Here is a 17,371-nt window from a genome sequence, read left to right on the forward strand (position 1 = left end):
CTCCTTCGCGGTCAGGACGCGCCGAAGCGGGGTGTGTGCACCTCGCCGAGCATCACATGGACGATCTTCGACTCGGTGTAGAAGTCGATACTATGCGCGCCGCCCTCGCGGCCGAGGCCCGAGGCCTTCACTCCGCCGAAGGGAGTGCGCAGGTCGCGGACGTTGTGCGAGTTGATCCAGACCATGCCGGACTCGACGGCGTGGGCGATGCGGTGGCCGCGCTTGAGGTCGGACGTCCACACATACGCGGCCAGTCCGTACTGGGTGGCGTTGGCCAGGGCGACGGCCTCGGCCTCGTCGTCGAAGGGCGCGACGGCGACGACCGGGCCGAAGATCTCCTCCTGGAAGATACGGGCGTCGCGGGGTACGTCGGCGAAGACGGTGGGCTGGAGGTAGTTGCCCTCGGGCAGGTGTGCCGGACGTGTCCCGCCGGCCACCAGCTTGGCCTCCTGCTGTCCGATCGCCACGTACTCCAGCACACGTGCGTAGTGCTCGGGGTGGACGAGCGCGCCGACCTCGGTGGCCGGGTCGGCGGGCGGGCCGACCTTGACCCGCTCGGCGCGCTCGGCCAGGCGGCGGGTGAACTCCTCGTACACGGGGCGTTCCACGAGGACGCGGGAGCCCGCGGTGCAGCGCTCGCCGTTGAGCGAGAAGACGCCGAAGACGACGGAGTCGAGGGCCGCGTCCAGGTCGGCGTCGGCGAAGAGCACGACCGGGGACTTGCCGCCCAGCTCCATCGACGTGGTCTTGAGCCGGTCGGCGGAGCTGCGGACGATGTGCCGGCCGGTGTCGGTGGAGCCGGTGAAGGAGATCAGCGGCACGTCCGGGTGGTCGACCAGGGCCTGTCCGGCCTCCTCGCCGATGCCGTGCACGATGTTGACCACACCGGCGGGCACCCCGGCCTCGTCGAGGATCTGCGGCCACAGGCTCGCGGACAGCGGGGTCCACTCGGCGGGCTTGAGGACGAGGGTGCAGCCGGAGGCCAGCGCCGGGGCCAGCTTCCAGCTCTCCAGCATGAACGGGGTGTTCCACGGGGTGATCAGGCCCGCCACGCCGACCGGGGTGCGCACCACGTAGTTGATCTGCTGGTCACCGGCCCGGAATGCCTCCTCGCCGAGGGCGACGATGACGTCGGCGAAGTAGCGGAAGTTCTCCGCGGCCCGCCGCGCCTGCCCCTTGGCCTGGGTGATGGGGAGCCCGGAGTCGAAGGTCTCCCAAGCGGCCAGACGCTCCTCGTGCGCCTCGACGGCGTCGGCGATGCGGTACAGGATGCGGGCGCGTTCGCGGTTGCCCAGCTTCGACCAGGCGGGGAAGGCGGCGCGGGCCGCGGCGACGGCACGGTCCACGTCGGCGGACGCGCCGGCGGCGGCGGAGGCGTAGGGGGCGTTGGACACGGGGTCGCAGACCGGGAAGGTGCGGCCGTCGGCGCTCGGGGTGAGTTCACCGCCGATCCAGTGCTGGATCTGCTCGGGCAGGTCGGCCGGGCGTGGGGCCGGCGTGTCGGTGCTCATGGCGTCTCTCTTCGTTCGCGGGGGTTCGTGCGCAGGGGTTCGTTCGCGGGGCTTCGTTCGCGGGGTCAGAGCTGCTGGGTGAGATCGCCGCCCTCGGCGAGCAGGGCGCGGATGCGGGTCAGGCCGTCCTCGGTGGGGCCGGTGAGCGGCGGGCGGACGTGGGCGGAGGCGATCCGGCCCTGCTGGGCGAGCACCCACTTGGCCGGGGCCGGGTTGGTCTCGACGAACAGCAGGTCGACCAGCGGGTGCAGCCGGTAGTGCAGGTCGCGGGCGGCGTCGAAGTCGCCGGCCTCCCACAGCTCGTACATGCGGGCCACGGCGGCGGGCGCGAGGTTGGCCACCGCGGAGACGAATCCGGCGCCGCCGAGCGCGAGCAGCGGCAGGCACAGCAGCTCGATCCCGGACCACACGAGCAGGTCGCGGCCGCAGGCGTGCAGGACGCGGGAGAAGTGCTCGAAGTCCTTGGTGGTCTCCTTGACGCCGACGAAGTTGTCGAAGTCGGTGAAGAGCCGCTTGACGGTCCCGGGCGCGATGTCGACGGCGGTGCGCGAGGGCACGTTGTAGGCGACCAGCGGCAGGTCGGGGAACTCGCGCGCCACCGTGGCGTACCACTGGTACAGGGCTTCCTGGGTGGGCCGGGCGTAGTACGGGGTGATGACGAGGGCGGCGTCCGCGCCCAGGTCCCGCGCGGCGGCGGTGATCTCCAGGGTCTCGTCCAGCTTGTGCGAGCCGGTGCCGGGCAGGAACGGCACCCGGTCGCCGATCTCGTCGGCCGCGGTGCGCATCGCGGCGATGCGTTCGGCCGTGCTCTGTGCGGACGGCTCGCCGGTGGAGCCGCCCAGCGAGATGCCGTGCGAGCCGGACTCCAGCTGCCAGCGGATCAGTGCGCGCAGGCTGTCGTGGTCGACGGCGCCCTCGTCGGTGAACGGGGTGACGACGGGGGCGATGGACCCGCGGATGGTGGCGGGGTCGGTGCGGAACTTCATGTGCTGCTCCGGTGCGTGGAGGGCGGTGGGTGTGGGCGGGGCGGGTGGGACGGGCGGCGGATTCGGGGGACGCGGGCGCGGGCGCGGTCAGGACCGGGTCTCGCGCCACTGCCGGTAGGCGTCCTGCCGGGCGGGGCCGAGCGGGTACAGGCCCTCGATGGGCTCGCCCGCCGCCACCTGTTCGGCGATGTAGCGCTCCTGGAGTTCCTGCTCGGCGCTGTCGGCGGCGAGCTGCTCGGCCAGGTCGGGCGGGACGACGACCACGCCGTCGGCGTCGCCGACGAGGATGTCGCCGGGCTGTACGAGCGCTCCGCCGCAGGCCACGGGCACGCCGGTGTCCCAGGGGACATGGCGGCGGCCCAGGACCGCGGGGTGCTCGGCGGCGTAGTACGTGGGCAGGTCGAGGGCGGCGACGGCGGCGCTGTCGCGCAGGGCGCCGTCGGTGACGATGCCGGCCGCGCCGCGCATCTTGGCGCGCAGGGCCAGGATGTCGCCGATGGTTCCGGCGGTGGGGTCGCGGCGGGCGTCCATGACGAGCACCTGGCCGGGGCGCAGCTCCTCCACGGCGCGCTTCTGGGCGTTCATGCCGTTGCCGTACTTCTGGAACAGGTCCTCGCGCAGCGGCAGATAGCGCAGGGTGTGGGCGGTGCCGACCAGGGTGTCGCCGGGGCGGGTGGGGCGCACGCCGTCGATCGTCATGTGCTGGAGTCCGCGCTTGCGCAGCTGCGAGCTGAGGGTGGCGGTGGCGACGGAGCGCAGCGCGTCGGCGAGGCGCGGGTCCAGCGCGGGTCCGGGCAGGTGTCCGGGGCCCCAGGCGTCGGCGCGCAGCGCGGTGTCGACGCGGGGCATCGCGCCCCAGTCGGCCAGGTCCAGGGCGGCCTCGGTCACCGTGTTGCGCAGCCGTCCGGTGGACAGTTCCCGGTCCGGGTCGCCGACCTCCACCTCGACGACGTCGCCGGGCGAGACGACGGAGGCGCCGGCCGGGGTGCCGGTGAGGATGACGTCGCCCGGTTCCAGGGTGACGAGCCGGGAGAGGTCGGCGATCAGGGTGCCGAACGGGAAGAGCAGGGTGCTGGTGTCGGCGTCCTGCACGAGTTCGCCGTTGACCCAGGTGCGCAGCCGCAGGGCGGCCGGGTCGAGCCGGGTGGCGTCCAGCAGCCGGGGACCGAGCGGGGTGAAGCCGTCGGCGCCCTTGGAGCGCAGGTTCGAGCCGCGGTCGGCGTGGCGGAGGTCGTAGACGCCGGCGTCGTTCGCCGCGGTCACCCAGGCGACGTGGCTCCAGCCCTGCTCGGGGGTGACCCGGTGCGCGTGGCGGCCGATGACGAGGGCGATCTCGCCCTCGAAGCCCATGAGTTCGCAGCCGGCCGGGCGCACCAGGGGGTCGCCGGTGCCGGACAGGGAGGAGGGCGGCTTGAGGAAGTAGGACGGCTGGGCGGGGATCCGTCCGCGCTCCTTCGCCCGGCTCGGGTAGTTGAGATGGACGGCGATGATCTTCGACGGCTGGGTTCCCAGCGGGTGCGGCATGGGAGTTCTCCTGGGGCGTGAGCGGCGGCGGGGGCCGGTCGAGGAGGGTGGTGCCGGTCGCCGCCGGGGTGACCGGGGTTGGCCGGCCGGAAGGCGGCTCATGGAGATACCGGGAGGCCGGGGCGAGCGCGGCGGCCTCAATAATCGTATACGCTATCATGCATGATCTAGAGTGGAAGAGGCACTGTGATGACAGTGACACCACCTTCGGAACTCCCAGTGAGGGGCGCCCACACGATGCAAGGTCGAACCGGTCCGGCCGTCCGTACGTTCACTCCCGGCACTCCCGGCACCTCCTCCCCCGGCCCGGCCGCCGCCGCGCCGCCGGTGCTGCTTCTGCACGGCTTCGGCTCCGACGGGGACAGGGACTGGGTCGCGACCGGGACCGTCCGGGCGCTGACCGACGCCGGACGGACGGTGCTCGTGCCCGACCTGCCCGGCCACGGGGACAGCCCCGCGCCGTCGGCGGCGGCCGAGGCGGGTGCTCCGGCGCTGGCCGCGGCCCTGCTGACGGTGCTGGACGAGGCGGGTGCCACGGCGTTCGACGCCGTCGGCTACTCGCTGGGCGCGCGGCTGCTGTGGGAGCTGGCCGGGGCGGCGCCCGACCGGCTGCGCCGGGCGGTGCTCGGCGGGCTCAGCCCGGCCGAGCCCTTCGAGGCGGTGGACGTCCGGGCGCTGCACCGCGCGGTCGCCGACGGCACCGAACCGGCCGATCCCTTCACGGCGGTGATCGCCGGCATGGTCCGCGCCCATGGGGACCGGGCGGCCGCTCTGGCGCTGTGCGTCGAGGGCCTGCGCGGTACGCCGTTCGTCCCGCGGGGCTGGGCCGGGGCGACCCCGCCGGTCTTCGTCGTCGGCGCCGACGACGTGATGACCCGGGGGATCGAGCGTATCGTCGCCGGCATCGAGGGGGCGGAGCTGACCACGGTGCCCGGCGGCCATCAGGACGCCCTGGCCGACGCCGCCTTCCGCCGCACGGTCCTGGAGGTCCTCGCCCGGTGACCGAGCGCAGGACCGGGTGCGGCGCGGCCGGTGCCGATGCGCCGGGGACCGCCGACCGCGTACAGTTCCGGGGCCGCGCCAGGGCCGGCCGGACCAGGACGAGGGGACAGCGATGAGTGTCACGCAGAAGCAGACCCGGGCCAAGGGGTCGAAGGCCGAGGTCAGTTACGACCTGCTGCGCTCGCGCATCCTCGACGGCACCTACGGTCCCGGCTACCGGCTGGTCCTCAGCCGGCTCGCGCGGGAGACCGGGGTGAGCACCATCCCGCTGCGCGAGGCGCTGCGCCGGCTCCAGTCCGACGGGCTCGTCGAGGTCGAGCGCAACATCGGCGCCCGGGTGGCGGTCTTCGACGCGGCGCAGGTGGAGCACTCCTTGCAGGTCCTGGCCCGGCTGGAGGGGTACGCGACCGCGATCTGCGCGCCGCACATGACGGCACGGGACATCGAGCGGTCGCGGAAGGTCAACGCCCGTATGGTCAAGGCGCTGGAGGACTTCGACCCGGCCTCCTTCACCGCGCTCAACCGGGAGTTCCACTTCTCCCTGTACGAGCACTGCCCGGACCGGCATCTGGTCGCGCTCCTGGAGGCGGAGTGGGCGCGGCTCGACCATATGCGCCGCTCCACGTTCACCTATGTCCCCGGGCGGGCCCGCCGCTCGGTCGAGGAGCACGAGCGGATGCTGGAGCTGATCGCGGCGGGCGCGCAGGCCCAGGAGATCGAACGGGTCGCGTGCGCGCACAAGATCGCCACCGCCGACGCGCTGCACCAGGCCCAGGACGCGCCCCGGACCGACTGAGCCGGTCCACCAGCCCACCGGTCCACCGGTCCACCGGGGCGCGTCCCGTCTGTCGCGCCCGCCCGCCCGTACGGGATCCGCCGCTCCCCCGGCTGATCGTCCCGCCGCCCGGCACACTCCGCGGGCGGCGGGACTTTTTCCGTTCCCGATCGTATACGATTACTGATCTCATCTGCTACGTTGACCGCATGCCCACCACCGATCCGACCGCAGCAGCGGTACACCCGCCGGGAGCCGCGCGGGCAGCACGGGAGACGGTCGTCACCGTCACCGGCGAGATCGCACCGGACGCGCTCGGCCCGGTGCTCCCCCGCGAACACCTGCTGGGCGACTTCGCCCCGCCCCACGACACCCCCGCGTCCTGGGCGGCCACCGGACGGGAGCGCCCCACCGGCGCCGGGCGGCTCGCCCTCTACCGGGCGCCGCTCACCATGGACCTGCTCGGCGAGGTGGGCATGGGGGCGCCCAACCGGGACGACTGGCTGCTCGACGACGAGGCACTGGCCACCGCCGAGGCCACCGCGCTGCGCCGCGCGGGGGGCGGCACCCTGGTGGACGCCACCACCGACCCGCTCGCCCGCCGCCCTGCCGGTCTGCGCCGGATCGCCGAGGCGAGCGGTCTGCACGTCGTGATGGGCAGCGGATGCCACCACCCCGGCTGGTCCGGCGAACCCGCCGGGAGCGACCCCGGCCGCCTCACCGAGGAGATCGTCCGCGACCTCACCGAGGGCGTGGACGGGGTGCGGGCCGGCATCATCGGGGCGCTCGCCGCCCTCGACCCGCGCGAGGGCGCCGAACGCGCCGTCCTCGTCGCCGCGGCACGTGCCTCGGCGGCCACCGGCGCCGCCCTGACGATCGACCGCAGCGCGGACCCGGCCGACCAGCAGCGCGTGCTCGACCTGATCGCCGAGCAGGGCGCGGACCTCGCCCGGGTGGCGGTCGGACACTGCGACCCGCTCGCCCCGCGCCCCGACGACCTCGAACCCCTCCTGGAACGCGGGGTGTTCGTGCAGTTCGACCGGCTCGGCCGACTGCCCTCGGTGCGCAGCGTCTGCGACGACCAGGACGTCGCCGCGGCCGTGCTCGAACTCGCCCGCCGGGGCCGTGCCGGACAGATCCTGCTCTCCCAGGGCGTGCGCGCCAAGTCGCAGCTGCTCGCCTACGGCGGCGGCGGATACGGCTTCGTCCTGGAGCAGTTCGTCCCCTGCCTGCGCATGCTCGGTGCCGACGAGGCCCTGGTCGAGACCGTCACCGTGACGAACCCGCGCCGACTGCTCACCCTCACGACCCCGAGGACGGACCAGTGAGCCGCCACCCCTTCGACATCCCCGACCTCGCCGGACAGGTCCTCACCGTCGCGGGCCCGGTGGACCCCTCGGTGCTCGGCCCGACGCTCATGCACGAGCACGTCTTCGTCGACCTGCGCCGTCCGCCGGGCTTCCGCCGGTCGGGCGAGGACGCGCCCGAGGCCGCCGAACCGCTCACGCTCGCCACCCTCGCACGCACCCGCCACGGCCGCCCGAACGCCGACAACGACATCCTGGGCGACTTCGACGAGATGCTCACCGAGGTGGCGGCCTTCGCCCACTGCGGCGGCGGCACCCTGGTCGAGGTCTCCCCCGCCGGTCTCGGCCGCGACCCCGGGTCACTGCTGCGGCTGTCCCGGGCGAGCGGACTGCACATCGTCATGGGCGGCGGCTGGTACACCCCCACGTTCCACCCCTCCGACATGGACGGGCGCACCGTCGACGAGCTCACCGGCATCCTCGTGCGCGACATCGTCCTCGGCGCCGACGGAACCGGCGTACGGTCGGGCATCATCGGTGAAGTCGGCGCGGATTCCGTGCCGTTGACCGGCAACGAGCTGAAGAGCGTCCGTGCGAGCGGCCGGGCGAGCAGGCTGACCGGCGCCCCCGTCACCTTCCATGTCGGCGGTGTCGGCGAGGACAAGTTCCGGGTGCTCGACATCCTGGACGAGGAGGGCGTCGACCCCGCCAACATCGTCCTGGGGCACGGCGGTGAGGTCCTCACCGACCCCGGGTTCGGCGAACGGGTCCTGGCCCGGGGCGTGTTCGTGGAGTTCGACTTCCTGGCGTCGCCCGGCAGCCCCTGGGGACACCTGTTCCTCACCAGTGACCACAAGGTCGCCCGGGGCATCGCCGGCCTGGTCGAACGCGGCTACGCCCGCCAGATCCTGCTCGGCCACGACGTGTGCCAGAAGATCCAGCTCAAGAGGTACGGCGGCAAGGGCTACGACTACATCCCCCGCTACTTCCTCCCCGCCCTGCGCGGCCTCGGGGTGAGCGAGCGGGACCTGCGCACGATCATGGTCGACAACCCGGCGCGCGCGCTCGCCTTCACGCACCCGGGGTGAGCCCGGCACGCCCGCCCGGCCACCCCTTCCCCACGCCGCCCCTTCCCCACCGGTCGGCCCGCACCAGGACAGGAGCACCATGTCCGTCACGCCCGTTCCCTTCGACCCGGCCCTGGAGGCGGTGCTCGACGCCATGTCCCGGGGGTCCGGCGAGGCGCCCGCACCGCCCGCGACCGTCGAGGCGATGCGCGCCTCCGCCTCCCTCGTCCCCGCCCCGCCGGTCGCCGAGGTGCTCGCCGGCCGCGGGATCGACGCCGAGGAGCGTACGGTCCCCGGGCCCGCCGGCGCGCCGGACCTGGACATCACCGTGCTGCGCCCGCGCCGCGTCACCGGGCCGGTCCCGGGGCTCTACAACATCCACGGCGGCGGCATGGTCAGCGGCCACCGCGACCAGGACACCGTACGTCTGGCCGCCCTGGTCGAGGAGTTGGGCGTGGTCGCCGTCAACGTCGAGTACCGCCTCGCCCCCGAGCACCCGGACCCGGCCCCGGTCGAGGACTGCTACGCCGGTCTGCGGTGGCTGGCGGAGCACACCGCGGAACTCGGCGTCGATCCCCACCGCCTCGTCGTCATGGGCGGCAGCGCGGGCGGCGGTCTCTCGGCGGGCGTGGCCCTGCTGGCACGCGACCGGGGCGGACCGCGCCTGGCGGGGCAGCTGCTGCTGTGCCCGATGCTCGACGACCGCAACACCACCGTCTCCAGCCACCAGTACGACGGCCTGGGCACCTGGCAGCGGGAGATGAACCTGCTGGGCTGGCGGGCGCTGCTCGGCGAGAAGGCGGGCGACGGCACGGCCGACGTGTCGGTGTACGCGGCCCCCGCGCGGGCGGCCGATCTGTCGGGCCTGCCGCCCGCGTTCGTCGAAGCGGGCAGCGCGGAGCTGTTCCGCGACGAGGACGTGGCCTACGCGACCCGCATCTGGGCCACCGGCGGCCAGGCGGAACTGCACATCTGGCAGGGGGCGTTCCACGGCTTCGACGTGTTCGCCCCCGACCACGAGGTGACCCGCGCCGCCCTGGCCGCGCGCCGGTCCTGGCTCCGGCGCGTACTGGACCTCTGACTTCTCCCACTCCTCCTGGTTCTCTCCGCTTCCCTCCCCCTCTCTGCCCCCTCATTCTCCTCCCCCTCTTCCTCTGCCTCCTCTGCAAGAAAGGCCGCCGATGCCAACGACAGCGGACCTCATCCTGACCGGCGGCGACGTGCTGACCATCGACGACGACTTCTCCGTGGCCCAGGCGGTGGCCGTGGCGGGCGACCGGATCCTCGCCGTGGGAAGCGACGCGGAGATCACCGCGCTGGCCGGACCGGACACCCGGGTCATCGACCTCGCCGGGCGGACCGTGCTGCCCGGGATCAACGACTCCCATCTGCACGCCGCCGCCTGGGCGTTGACCCGGCCGCCGTTCGCGCTGAGCCTCGGGCATCCGGAGGTCCGGTCGATCGCCGACGTCGCCGAGGCCGTACGGCAGGCCGCGGCCACCACCCCCGCCGGGCAGTGGATCACCGGCCTCGGCTGGGACGTCGGCTACCTCGCCGAGTGCCTGGCCGACCCGGCCCGCCGCCCCGCCCGCGGTGACCTGGACGCCGCCGCCCCCGATCACCCGGTCTGCCTGACCGACTTCTCCGGCCACATGGTCTGGGTGAACTCCAGGGCGCTCGAACTCGCCGCGATCGCCCGCGGCGGCGAGCCGCCGGCCGGCGGGGTCATCGAGACCGACGCCGACGGGGAGCCCACCGGCATCCTGAAGGAGACGGCCCAGGCGCTGGTGCAAGAGCTGATCCCGCCCGCGACCGTGGCCCAGCGCAGGACGGCGATCCGGGCGGCCGTGGCCGCCCTGCACGCCGAGGGCATCACCAGCTACACCGAGCCGGGACTCGGTCCGGGCGGCGCCCAGATCCTCGGCGGCGGCCTGGACACCGGCACGCTCCACGCGTACGTCGAGCTGGCCCGCGACGGCGAACTGGCCGCCCGCGTACGGGTCCTGCTGCTCCCCGCGCCGATGGGCGGCTCGGCGGCCGATGTCACCGAGGGACTGGCCGGGCTCGCCGTGCCGGACGACGTGGACCCGCAACGGCTGGCCGTCATCGGGGTCAAGGTGTTCGCGGACGGGGTGCCGCCCAACGAGACCGCGTGGATGAGCGAACCGTACGCGGGCGGCGGCCACGGCGGGCTGTGCGTGCACGGCGCCGACGCCGGTCTGAAGGAGGCCGAACTCGCCGAGATGATCCGGGTCGCCCACGCGGCCGGGCACCAGCTCGGGGTGCATGTCACCGGCGACCGGGCCATCGACGCGGTGGTCGACGCCTTCGTCGCCGCCGACCGGGCCCACCCGCGCTCCGACGCCCGGCACTACGTCATCCACGGCGACTTCGCCTCCCCCGCGAGCCTGGAGAAGCTGGCCGCGCACGGCTACGGCATCAACATGAACCCGGCCATCAAGTGGACCATCGCCGACCTGATGGACGACGTCGTCGGCGGCGAACGGTCCGACTACCAGTGGCCGGTGCGTACCGCCGCCGAGGCGGGCATCGCGGTCTGCGCCAGCTCCGACGCCCCCATCACCGCACCCAACTGGCGCCAGGGCGTGGCCGCCATGATGCTGCGCGAGTCCAAGGCCACCGGGCGGGTCAGCGGCCCCGGGCAGTGCGTCCCGCTGGAGACGGCGCTGCGCGCCTACACGGTCAACGCGGCACGGCAGGACTTCGCCGAGTCCTGGAAGGGCACCCTGGAGGCGGGCAAGGCCGCCGACCTGTGCGTCCTCGGCGGCGATCTGCGCGCCGCCGACCCGCACGACATCCCCGGGCTCGACATCGACCTGACCGTCCTCGACGGCCGGATCGTGTACGAACGCGCCCGGAGCACGCGCGGACAGCGGGAGCGGTGACCGCGCCGCGCGCCGTCCGTCCCGTGTGACCGGCCGGCCCGGCGCCGGGGGCCTTCCCGGTCTCCTCCGGCCCCGGGCCGGCCACGCCCGTACAATTCGTTCCCGAACGACCGGCCGGACCGACACGCCGCCCGGTGCTGTCCAGACCCAGGGAGCACGCTTGCCCGGCCAGCGATCCATCACCGAAGCGGAGAAGCTCGCGGAGGCCAAGCTGGGCGGCATCGCCGTCCAGCGGGAGCAGATGGCGGCCGTGGCCAACATCTACCGGGCCGCCTCCACCGTGCGCCACCACCTGGAGAACTCCGTACTGCGCGGCTCGAACCTCACCTGGACCGCGTTCGTGGTGCTCTGGGTGGTGTGGGTGTGGGGCGAGTCGGAGACCCGGCACGTCGCCGAGGAGGCGGGCATCTCCAAGGGCACCCTCACCGGTGTGGCCCGCACCCTGGAGTCGCGGGGGCTGCTGCGCCGGGCGGGGCACCCCACCGACGGACGGCTCGTGCTGCTGAGCCTGACCGAGGAGGGCGAGGAGTTCATGCGCCGGGTCTTCCCCGCGTTCAACGACGAAGAGGCCTTCGTCACCTCGCGGTTGACCACCGAGGAGTGCAGCGGTCTGGCGGCCGCCCTGCGGCGTGTGGTCCTCCAGGTGGAGCAGCACGGCGAGGACCGCCGCAGGTCGCTGCTGGAGGGCGCCGAGCTGGCGCCGCGGCGCGGCGGGCGGCGCGCCAAGGGCTGAACCGCCGCCCGCCGCGCCGCCCGGTCAGCGGGGGTCGCGCGCGGCGGCGACCAGCGCGTCGAACAGCCGCTGCTGGGCGGGGTCCTCGCGGGCCGTGTCCTCCGGGTGCCACTGCACGGCCAGGAACCAGCCGCCGGTCCCGGCCGCCGCCTCGACCGCCTCCACGGTGCCGTCGGCGGCGTACGCGGTGGCGGTCAGGCCGCTCCCCAGCCGGTCGACGTGCTGATGGTGGTAGCAGGAGGCTTCGGCCTTGTCGGCTCCGGTGACGGCGGCGACGGCGGATCCGGGGGTGAGGGACACCGGGTGGCGCAGATGCCGGTGCTCGCGGCCCGGCCCGCCCATGTCCTGGTGCAGGGTGCCGCCGAGGGCGGTGTTGACCACCTGGAGGCCCCGGCAGACCGCCAGCAGCGGCAGCTTCAGCGCGAGTGCCTGCCGGGCCACCTCCAGGTCGAAGGCGTCCTGTTCGTCGTCCACGTCGTAGACGGCCTCGTGCGCCTCGTGCGCCCCGTAGCGGTGGGGCGCCAGGTCCCCGCCGCCGGGGAGCAGGACTCCGTCGAAGCGGGCGAGCCGGGCGGCTGCCTGGGCCGGGTCGCAGACGCCGCCGGGGGCGTGGGGGTGGATGGTGGCGGGCTCGCCGCCCGCCCGCCAGACGGCCTCGACAAGGGCGCGGGCGTTGACCTCGGCCGCGTGGCGCAGCGCCGAGGCGGAGGCGGAGAAGCGGGCCGGGACGGCGATGAGGGGCCGGCGGGCGGCGCGGGTGTCGTTCACAGCTGGATCCAGGTGGTCTTCAGTTCGGTGTACTTCTCCAGGGCGTGCACGGACTTGTCCCGTCCGTTGCCCGACTGCTTCATGCCGCCGAAGGGCACGGTGAGGTCGCCCTCCTCGTAGCAGTTGACCCAGACGGTGCCGGCCCGCAGGGCGCGGGAGATGCGGTGGGCGGTGGACAGGTCGGAGGTCCACAGTCCGGCGGCGAGTCCGTAGTCGGTGGCGTTGGCGAGGGCCACGGCCTCGTCGAGGTCGTCGAAGGCGAGGACGGACAGGACGGGCCCGAAGATCTCCTCGCGGGCGAGCGCGCTGTCCGGTGCGACGCGGTCGAAGACGGTGGGCTGGAGATACGTGCCTCCGGTGCCGGTCAGGGTGCGCTCTCCGCCGGTACGCAGCCGGGCGCCGGAGCCGGTACCGGCCCTGATGTGTCCGAGTACGCGGTCGAGGTGGTCGCGGCCGACCAGCGCGCCCATCTCGGTGGCCGGGTCGAGGGGGTCTCCGACGCGCAGGGTGCGGGCGCGGGCGACGACGGCGTCGGTGACGCGTTCGGCGACGGAGGTGTGCACCAGCAGCCGGGAGGGCGCGGTGCACATCTCGCCCTGGTTGAAGAAGATGCCCCAGGCGGCGGTGGCGGCGGCCCGGTCCAGGTCGGGGGCGTCGGGCAGGACGATGTTGGGTGACTTGCCGCCCAGTTCGAGCCAGACCCGCTTGAGGTTGGAGTCGGCGGCGTAGCGCAGGAAGTGGCGGCCGACGGCGGTCGAGCCGGTGAAGGCGAGGACGTCGACGCCGGGATGGAGGCCGAGGGCCCGTCCGGCGCCCGGTCCGTCGCCGTTGACGACGTTGAGGACACCGGGCGGCAGGCCCGCCTCGGCGGCGGTGCGGGCGAGTGCCAGGGCGGACAGCGGTGAGTGCTCCGAGGGCTTGAGGACGACCGTGCAGCCGGCGGCGAGGGCGGGGGCGATCTTCCAGCCGGCCAGGGTGAGGGGGAAGTTCCAGGGGACGACGGCGCCCACGACGCCCGCCGGTTCGCGGGTGACCAGGGCCAGGGCGTCGGGCGCGGTGTGCGGGGACTCGTCGGTGAGCTTGTCGGCGAGCTGACCGTACCAGCGGAAGGTGTTGATCAGGGCGCGCAGTTCGATGTCGTGGGCGTCGCTGATCGGCTTGCCCATCTCCAGGCTCACGGTGAGGGCGAGGTCCGCCCGGCGCTGTTCGATCAGGTCGGCCACGCGCAGCAGGGTCCGGCCGCGTTCGGCGGGTGCCAGGCGCGGCCAGGGGCCGTCGTCGAAGGCGCGGCGGGCCGCGGCGACGGCCAGGTCCACCTGGGCCGCGTCCGCGTCGGCCACCTCGGCGAGCACCTGGCCGTCCCTCGGGGAGACGACGGCGAAGGTGCGGTCCGCCGCGTGGTCGCGGCCGTCGATGACGTGTGCGCCGTTCAGCCGGAGCGCCGTGGCCCGGCGGATCCAGTCGTCGTGGGTGGCGTCCACCGTGCGTCCTCTTTTCGTGGGTGGTGCGGACCGGAGGGGTGCGGGACGGAAGGATGAGGGGGCGGGATGAGGGGAGACGAGGGGAGCGGGGTGGTGCGCGGCGGCCGCGGGTCAGCCGGTGGCCGCGGTGCCCCGGCGGCGCAGCCGGTCGGCACCGATGCCGAGCAGCATCACCACCGGCACCGAGAGCACGAGCCGGACGGCCGTGCCCGTGTCGCCGCCGATCAGGGTGGTGAAGTTGGCCAGGATCAGCCAGACGGCGCCCGCGAGACCGGCCGCTCCCAGGGCCGGGGCGAGCACGGTGTTCCAGCGGCGGCGGTCGAGGCCGGTGCGGCGGAAGAAGACGATCACCGAGACGGACGTCAGCAGGTAGAGCAGCATCATCGCCAGGACGGCCAGTCCGCTGAACCAGGAGAAGAGGCTCACCACGGGGTCCTTGCCGAGCAGGGCGAACGGGACGACCAGGGCCAGGGCGATGACGGTCTGCGCGCATCCGGCGGACCAGGGGGCGCGGCGTGCGTTGAGCCTGCCCAGGCCCCGCGGCAGCAGCCGGTCGCGGCTGAGCGCGAACAGGTAGCGGTTGGCGGAGTTGTGGAAGGTGAGGATGCCCGCGAAGAGCGAGGTGGCGAGCAGGACGGGCAGCACGGTGTCGATCCAGTGGCCGAACTGCGCGGCGATCGGCGCGAACACGAAGTCCGAGGCGTCGCCGCCCGCCAGTGCCGCGGCCGCCGCCTCCGGTGCCCCGGACGCCCCGTGGGCCGAGACCAGCATCCATGAGGTCAGGGCGAAGAAGCAGGTCACCACCACGACGGAGAGGTAGGTGGCACGCGGCACGGTCCGCTTGGGGTCGCGGGCCTCCTCGCCGTAGATGGCCGTGGCCTCGAAGCCGAACATGGACGCCACCGCGAACATGACGGCGACTCCCGGCGCGCCCTGGAGGGCCGCGGAAGGGGAGAAGCTGGCGGCCGTGCCCAGTCCCTCGGGGCCGCCTCCCTTGGCCAGGGTGACCAGGCCGAAGACGAGCAGGACGGTGAACTCGGCGCACACCAGCAGGGCCAGCACCTTGGCGCCGACCTCGATGCCCGTGGCGGCGAGTGCCTGGACCAGTGCCATCGTCGCCAGCGTCCACACCCACCAGGGCAGGTCCAGGCCCGTGTCGTGGGCGACCAGGGTGCTCAGTGTGGCGCCGTACAGGCCGTACATGGCGGCCTGGATGACGCAGTAGGAGAACAGCGCGACGGCTGCGCTGCCCGCGCCGGTGGTCCGGCCGAGGCCCTTGCCGATGTACGTGTAGAAGGCGCCGGCGTCGACGACATGACGGCCCATGGCGACGAACCCGACGGAGAAGAGGAGGATGACCGCGCCCGCCAGCAGATAGGCGGCGGGGGTGCCCGCGCCGTTGCCGATGGCGACCGAGATCGGGGCCGCCCCGGCTATGCCGGTCAGGGGGGCCTGGCCGGACAGGACGAAGAAGAGGATGCCCAGGACACCCAGGGCGTCGGGTTTGAGCGCGGCTGTGGCGGGGGCGTCCCGTACGGTCCGCTCCGCGGGCACCGTGTGACTGTCCACTCGGATTCACCTGCCAGAAGAAGGGGGAAGTCGTTTCGGCCCAAACGAGTTGCCCCATGGTGGTGCGGGACTATCCGTTTGACAAGGGGTGCGGACGACAGGAATCGGGCCGTCCTCGGCGGCGCACGCCCGCGGCCGGGCGGCCCAGGGCCACCCGGGCGGGGGTACGGCGGGGACCGGGTGCGCTCAGCTCCCGGCCGCGTCGCCGGTGGTGGTGTCGGCGGCGGTGTCGGTGTCGGCGGCGGGAGTGCCTTCGACGTCCCGGCCGTCCGCGGCCAGTCCGGCGAGCAGTTCCCGCAGCCGCGCCAGCGCCTCCTCGGTCACCTCGCGCTCACCGAAGACGAGCTGGTGCAGCACGAGGCCCTCCAGCGCGGCGAAGACCAGCCGGGACAGACCCCGGCCGGCCGGGCGGCCGAGGATCCGGGACAGCTCGCTCCCGGCCGTCGCGAAGTACCCCTCGTACAGGGCGCGCAGCTGCGGCAGCAGCTCCGGCCTGCGGCGGGCCTCCAGCATCAGCTCGTACTGGAACGCCTGAAGGTCGGGACCGGCCTCCACCATCGCCCCGAGGCCCGCGGCGAAGTCCGGTGCCCGGCCCGTGCCGCCCTCCAGGGCGCTGACGCCGAGCGAGGCGCGGACCGCGTGGTCGACGGCCTCCTCGATGAGCGCGTCCCGGGAGCCGAAGTGGTGGACGACGAGCCCGTGGGTGACCCCGGCCTCCTCGGCGACCGCCCGGTAGGTGAGCCCGCGCAGACCGACCCGGGCCACCACGCGGACGGCGGCGTCCAGCAGGGCGACCCGTCCGGTGCCGTAGTGCGTCACGCGCTTGCGGCCGCGGCGGCCGTCCGCGGGCTGCTGGGGGTCGGTCATGCCCCCGACCCTACCGGCGCGGCCGCGCTCAGCGCCTCGGCGGCCTGATGCCGCGGAACTCCCAGTCGCCGCCGAGCGCGGTGGACAGGACCTCCTCCGACTCGGTCGGCTGGGCGCCGACGTCGGCGCGGATCGCGGTGGGGCCGCTCACGATGTGGTTGGTGAGCCGGCCGAGGCCCTCCACCTCGACCTCGACCACGTCCCCCGGCCGCACCGGACGGGAGTTGGCCGGGGTGCCGGACAGCAGGACGTCGCCGGGGCACAAGGTGATGGTGCGGGCGATGTCGGCGACGAGGTAGTGCATGTCCCACTGCATCTCGTCGGTCGAACCGTCCTGCGCCACCTGCCCGTTGACGTAGGTGCGCAGCCGCTTGCCGCGGAAGTCCCAGTCGGTGACCAGGCCGGGGCCGAGCGGGCACAGGGTGTCGGAGCCCTTGACCCGGAGCATGGACCCGGCGTCGGTGTCGCGGAAGTCGTGCAGTCCGTAGTCGTTGGCCACGGTGTAGCCCGCGATGTACGCGCCCGCCTCGGCGGGGGAGATGTTGCGCGCGGTCCTGCCGATGACGATCGCCACCTCGCCCTCGTAGTTGAGCCACTTGCAGCCCTCGGGCCGGACGATCGCGCCCCCGTGGGCGTTGAGCGCGGAGACCGGCTTGTGGAAGTAGGTGGGGGTGGCGGGCAGGCCGATGCCGAACTCCTCCACGCGGCTGCGGTGGTTGAGATGGACGGCGACGACCTTGGACGGGACGACCGGCGGGAGGTGGACCGCGTCCGCGGCCGGGACGCGGCGGCCGTCCCCGGCGATCAGTTCGTCGCCGTCGCGGACGGTCTCCGTCACCTGGCCGTCCAGGAGGATGCGGCGGTACTCGGGCATG

At 74.0% G+C, this 17,371-nt stretch carries 15 protein-coding genes; 7 read left to right on the forward strand and 8 right to left on the reverse strand.

Annotated elements, in window-relative coordinates; genetic code table 11:
* Positions 1–11 precede the first annotated feature (11 nt).
* The 3 genes from hpaE to A8713_RS00815 form a co-directional block, all read right to left on the reverse strand.
* Positions 12–1,511, reverse strand: coding sequence for a 5-carboxymethyl-2-hydroxymuconate semialdehyde dehydrogenase (gene hpaE, locus A8713_RS00805; protein ID WP_064530916.1), 1,500 nt, complete (start codon positions 1,509–1,511; stop codon positions 12–14).
* A gap of 65 nt (positions 1,512–1,576) precedes the next feature.
* On the reverse strand, positions 1,577–2,497 hold the full coding sequence (gene dapA / locus A8713_RS00810) for a 4-hydroxy-tetrahydrodipicolinate synthase (protein WP_064530917.1): 921 nt from the start codon (positions 2,495–2,497) through the stop codon (positions 1,577–1,579).
* Between the two features lie 87 nt (positions 2,498–2,584).
* Positions 2,585–4,021, reverse strand: a complete 1,437-nt coding sequence (locus A8713_RS00815; protein WP_064530918.1) for a fumarylacetoacetate hydrolase family protein — start codon at positions 4,019–4,021, stop codon at positions 2,585–2,587.
* 237 nt (positions 4,022–4,258) lie between these two features.
* Between A8713_RS00815 and A8713_RS00820 the strand changes: the two genes are divergently transcribed.
* The 7 genes from A8713_RS00820 (at position 4,259) to A8713_RS00850 (ending at position 11,811) form a co-directional block, all read left to right on the forward strand.
* Positions 4,259–5,023, forward strand: coding sequence for an alpha/beta fold hydrolase (locus A8713_RS00820; RefSeq protein ID WP_237305274.1), 765 nt, complete (start codon positions 4,259–4,261; stop codon positions 5,021–5,023).
* Between the two features lie 112 nt (positions 5,024–5,135).
* Positions 5,136–5,819 carry a GntR family transcriptional regulator gene (locus A8713_RS00825; protein ID WP_064530919.1) on the forward strand — a complete coding sequence of 228 codons (684 nt, stop codon included), beginning with the start codon at positions 5,136–5,138 and terminating at the stop codon, positions 5,817–5,819.
* A gap of 188 nt (positions 5,820–6,007) precedes the next feature.
* Positions 6,008–7,126, forward strand: a complete 1,119-nt coding sequence (locus tag A8713_RS00830; RefSeq protein WP_064530920.1) for a phosphotriesterase — start codon at positions 6,008–6,010, stop codon at positions 7,124–7,126.
* A complete protein-coding gene (locus tag A8713_RS00835; protein ID WP_064530921.1) occupies positions 7,123–8,193 on the forward strand; it encodes a phosphotriesterase family protein in 1,071 nt (356 codons plus the stop codon). The genes A8713_RS00830 and A8713_RS00835 overlap by 4 nt, the downstream gene beginning before the upstream one ends.
* A gap of 79 nt (positions 8,194–8,272) precedes the next feature.
* Positions 8,273–9,253, forward strand: coding sequence for an alpha/beta hydrolase (locus tag A8713_RS00840; protein ID WP_064530922.1), 981 nt, complete (start codon positions 8,273–8,275; stop codon positions 9,251–9,253).
* A gap of 100 nt (positions 9,254–9,353) precedes the next feature.
* Positions 9,354–11,078 carry an amidohydrolase gene (locus tag A8713_RS00845; protein ID WP_064530923.1) on the forward strand — a complete coding sequence of 575 codons (1,725 nt, stop codon included), beginning with the start codon at positions 9,354–9,356 and terminating at the stop codon, positions 11,076–11,078.
* Between the two features lie 160 nt (positions 11,079–11,238).
* Entirely contained in the window at positions 11,239–11,811 is a 573-nt protein-coding gene (locus tag A8713_RS00850) for a MarR family winged helix-turn-helix transcriptional regulator (protein ID WP_064530924.1), read from the forward strand.
* 24 nt (positions 11,812–11,835) lie between these two features.
* Here the strand turns inward: A8713_RS00850 and A8713_RS00855 are convergent, their stop codons facing one another.
* The 5 genes from A8713_RS00855 to A8713_RS00875 form a co-directional block, all read right to left on the reverse strand.
* A complete protein-coding gene (locus A8713_RS00855) occupies positions 11,836–12,579 on the reverse strand; it encodes a gamma-glutamyl-gamma-aminobutyrate hydrolase family protein (RefSeq protein ID WP_064530925.1) in 744 nt (247 codons plus the stop codon).
* Positions 12,576–14,060 (reverse strand): aldehyde dehydrogenase, encoded by a 1,485-nt coding sequence (locus A8713_RS00860; RefSeq protein ID WP_064530926.1) that lies wholly within the window; start codon positions 14,058–14,060, stop codon positions 12,576–12,578. The genes A8713_RS00855 and A8713_RS00860 overlap by 4 nt, the downstream gene beginning before the upstream one ends.
* Before the next feature lie 111 nt (positions 14,061–14,171).
* On the reverse strand, positions 14,172–15,629 hold the full coding sequence (locus tag A8713_RS00865; RefSeq protein ID WP_064530927.1) for an APC family permease: 1,458 nt from the start codon (positions 15,627–15,629) through the stop codon (positions 14,172–14,174).
* Between the two features lie 186 nt (positions 15,630–15,815).
* A complete protein-coding gene (locus A8713_RS00870) occupies positions 15,816–16,496 on the reverse strand; it encodes a TetR/AcrR family transcriptional regulator (RefSeq protein WP_064530928.1) in 681 nt (226 codons plus the stop codon).
* A gap of 28 nt (positions 16,497–16,524) precedes the next feature.
* Positions 16,525–17,370, reverse strand: a complete 846-nt coding sequence (locus A8713_RS00875) for a fumarylacetoacetate hydrolase family protein (protein WP_064530929.1) — start codon at positions 17,368–17,370, stop codon at positions 16,525–16,527.
* Between the last annotated feature and the right edge of the window lies 1 nt (position 17,371).

It is taken from the genome of Streptomyces sp. SAT1 (genome assembly GCF_001654495.1).
GTDB lineage: Bacteria > Actinomycetota > Actinomycetes > Streptomycetales > Streptomycetaceae > Streptomyces > Streptomyces andamanensis.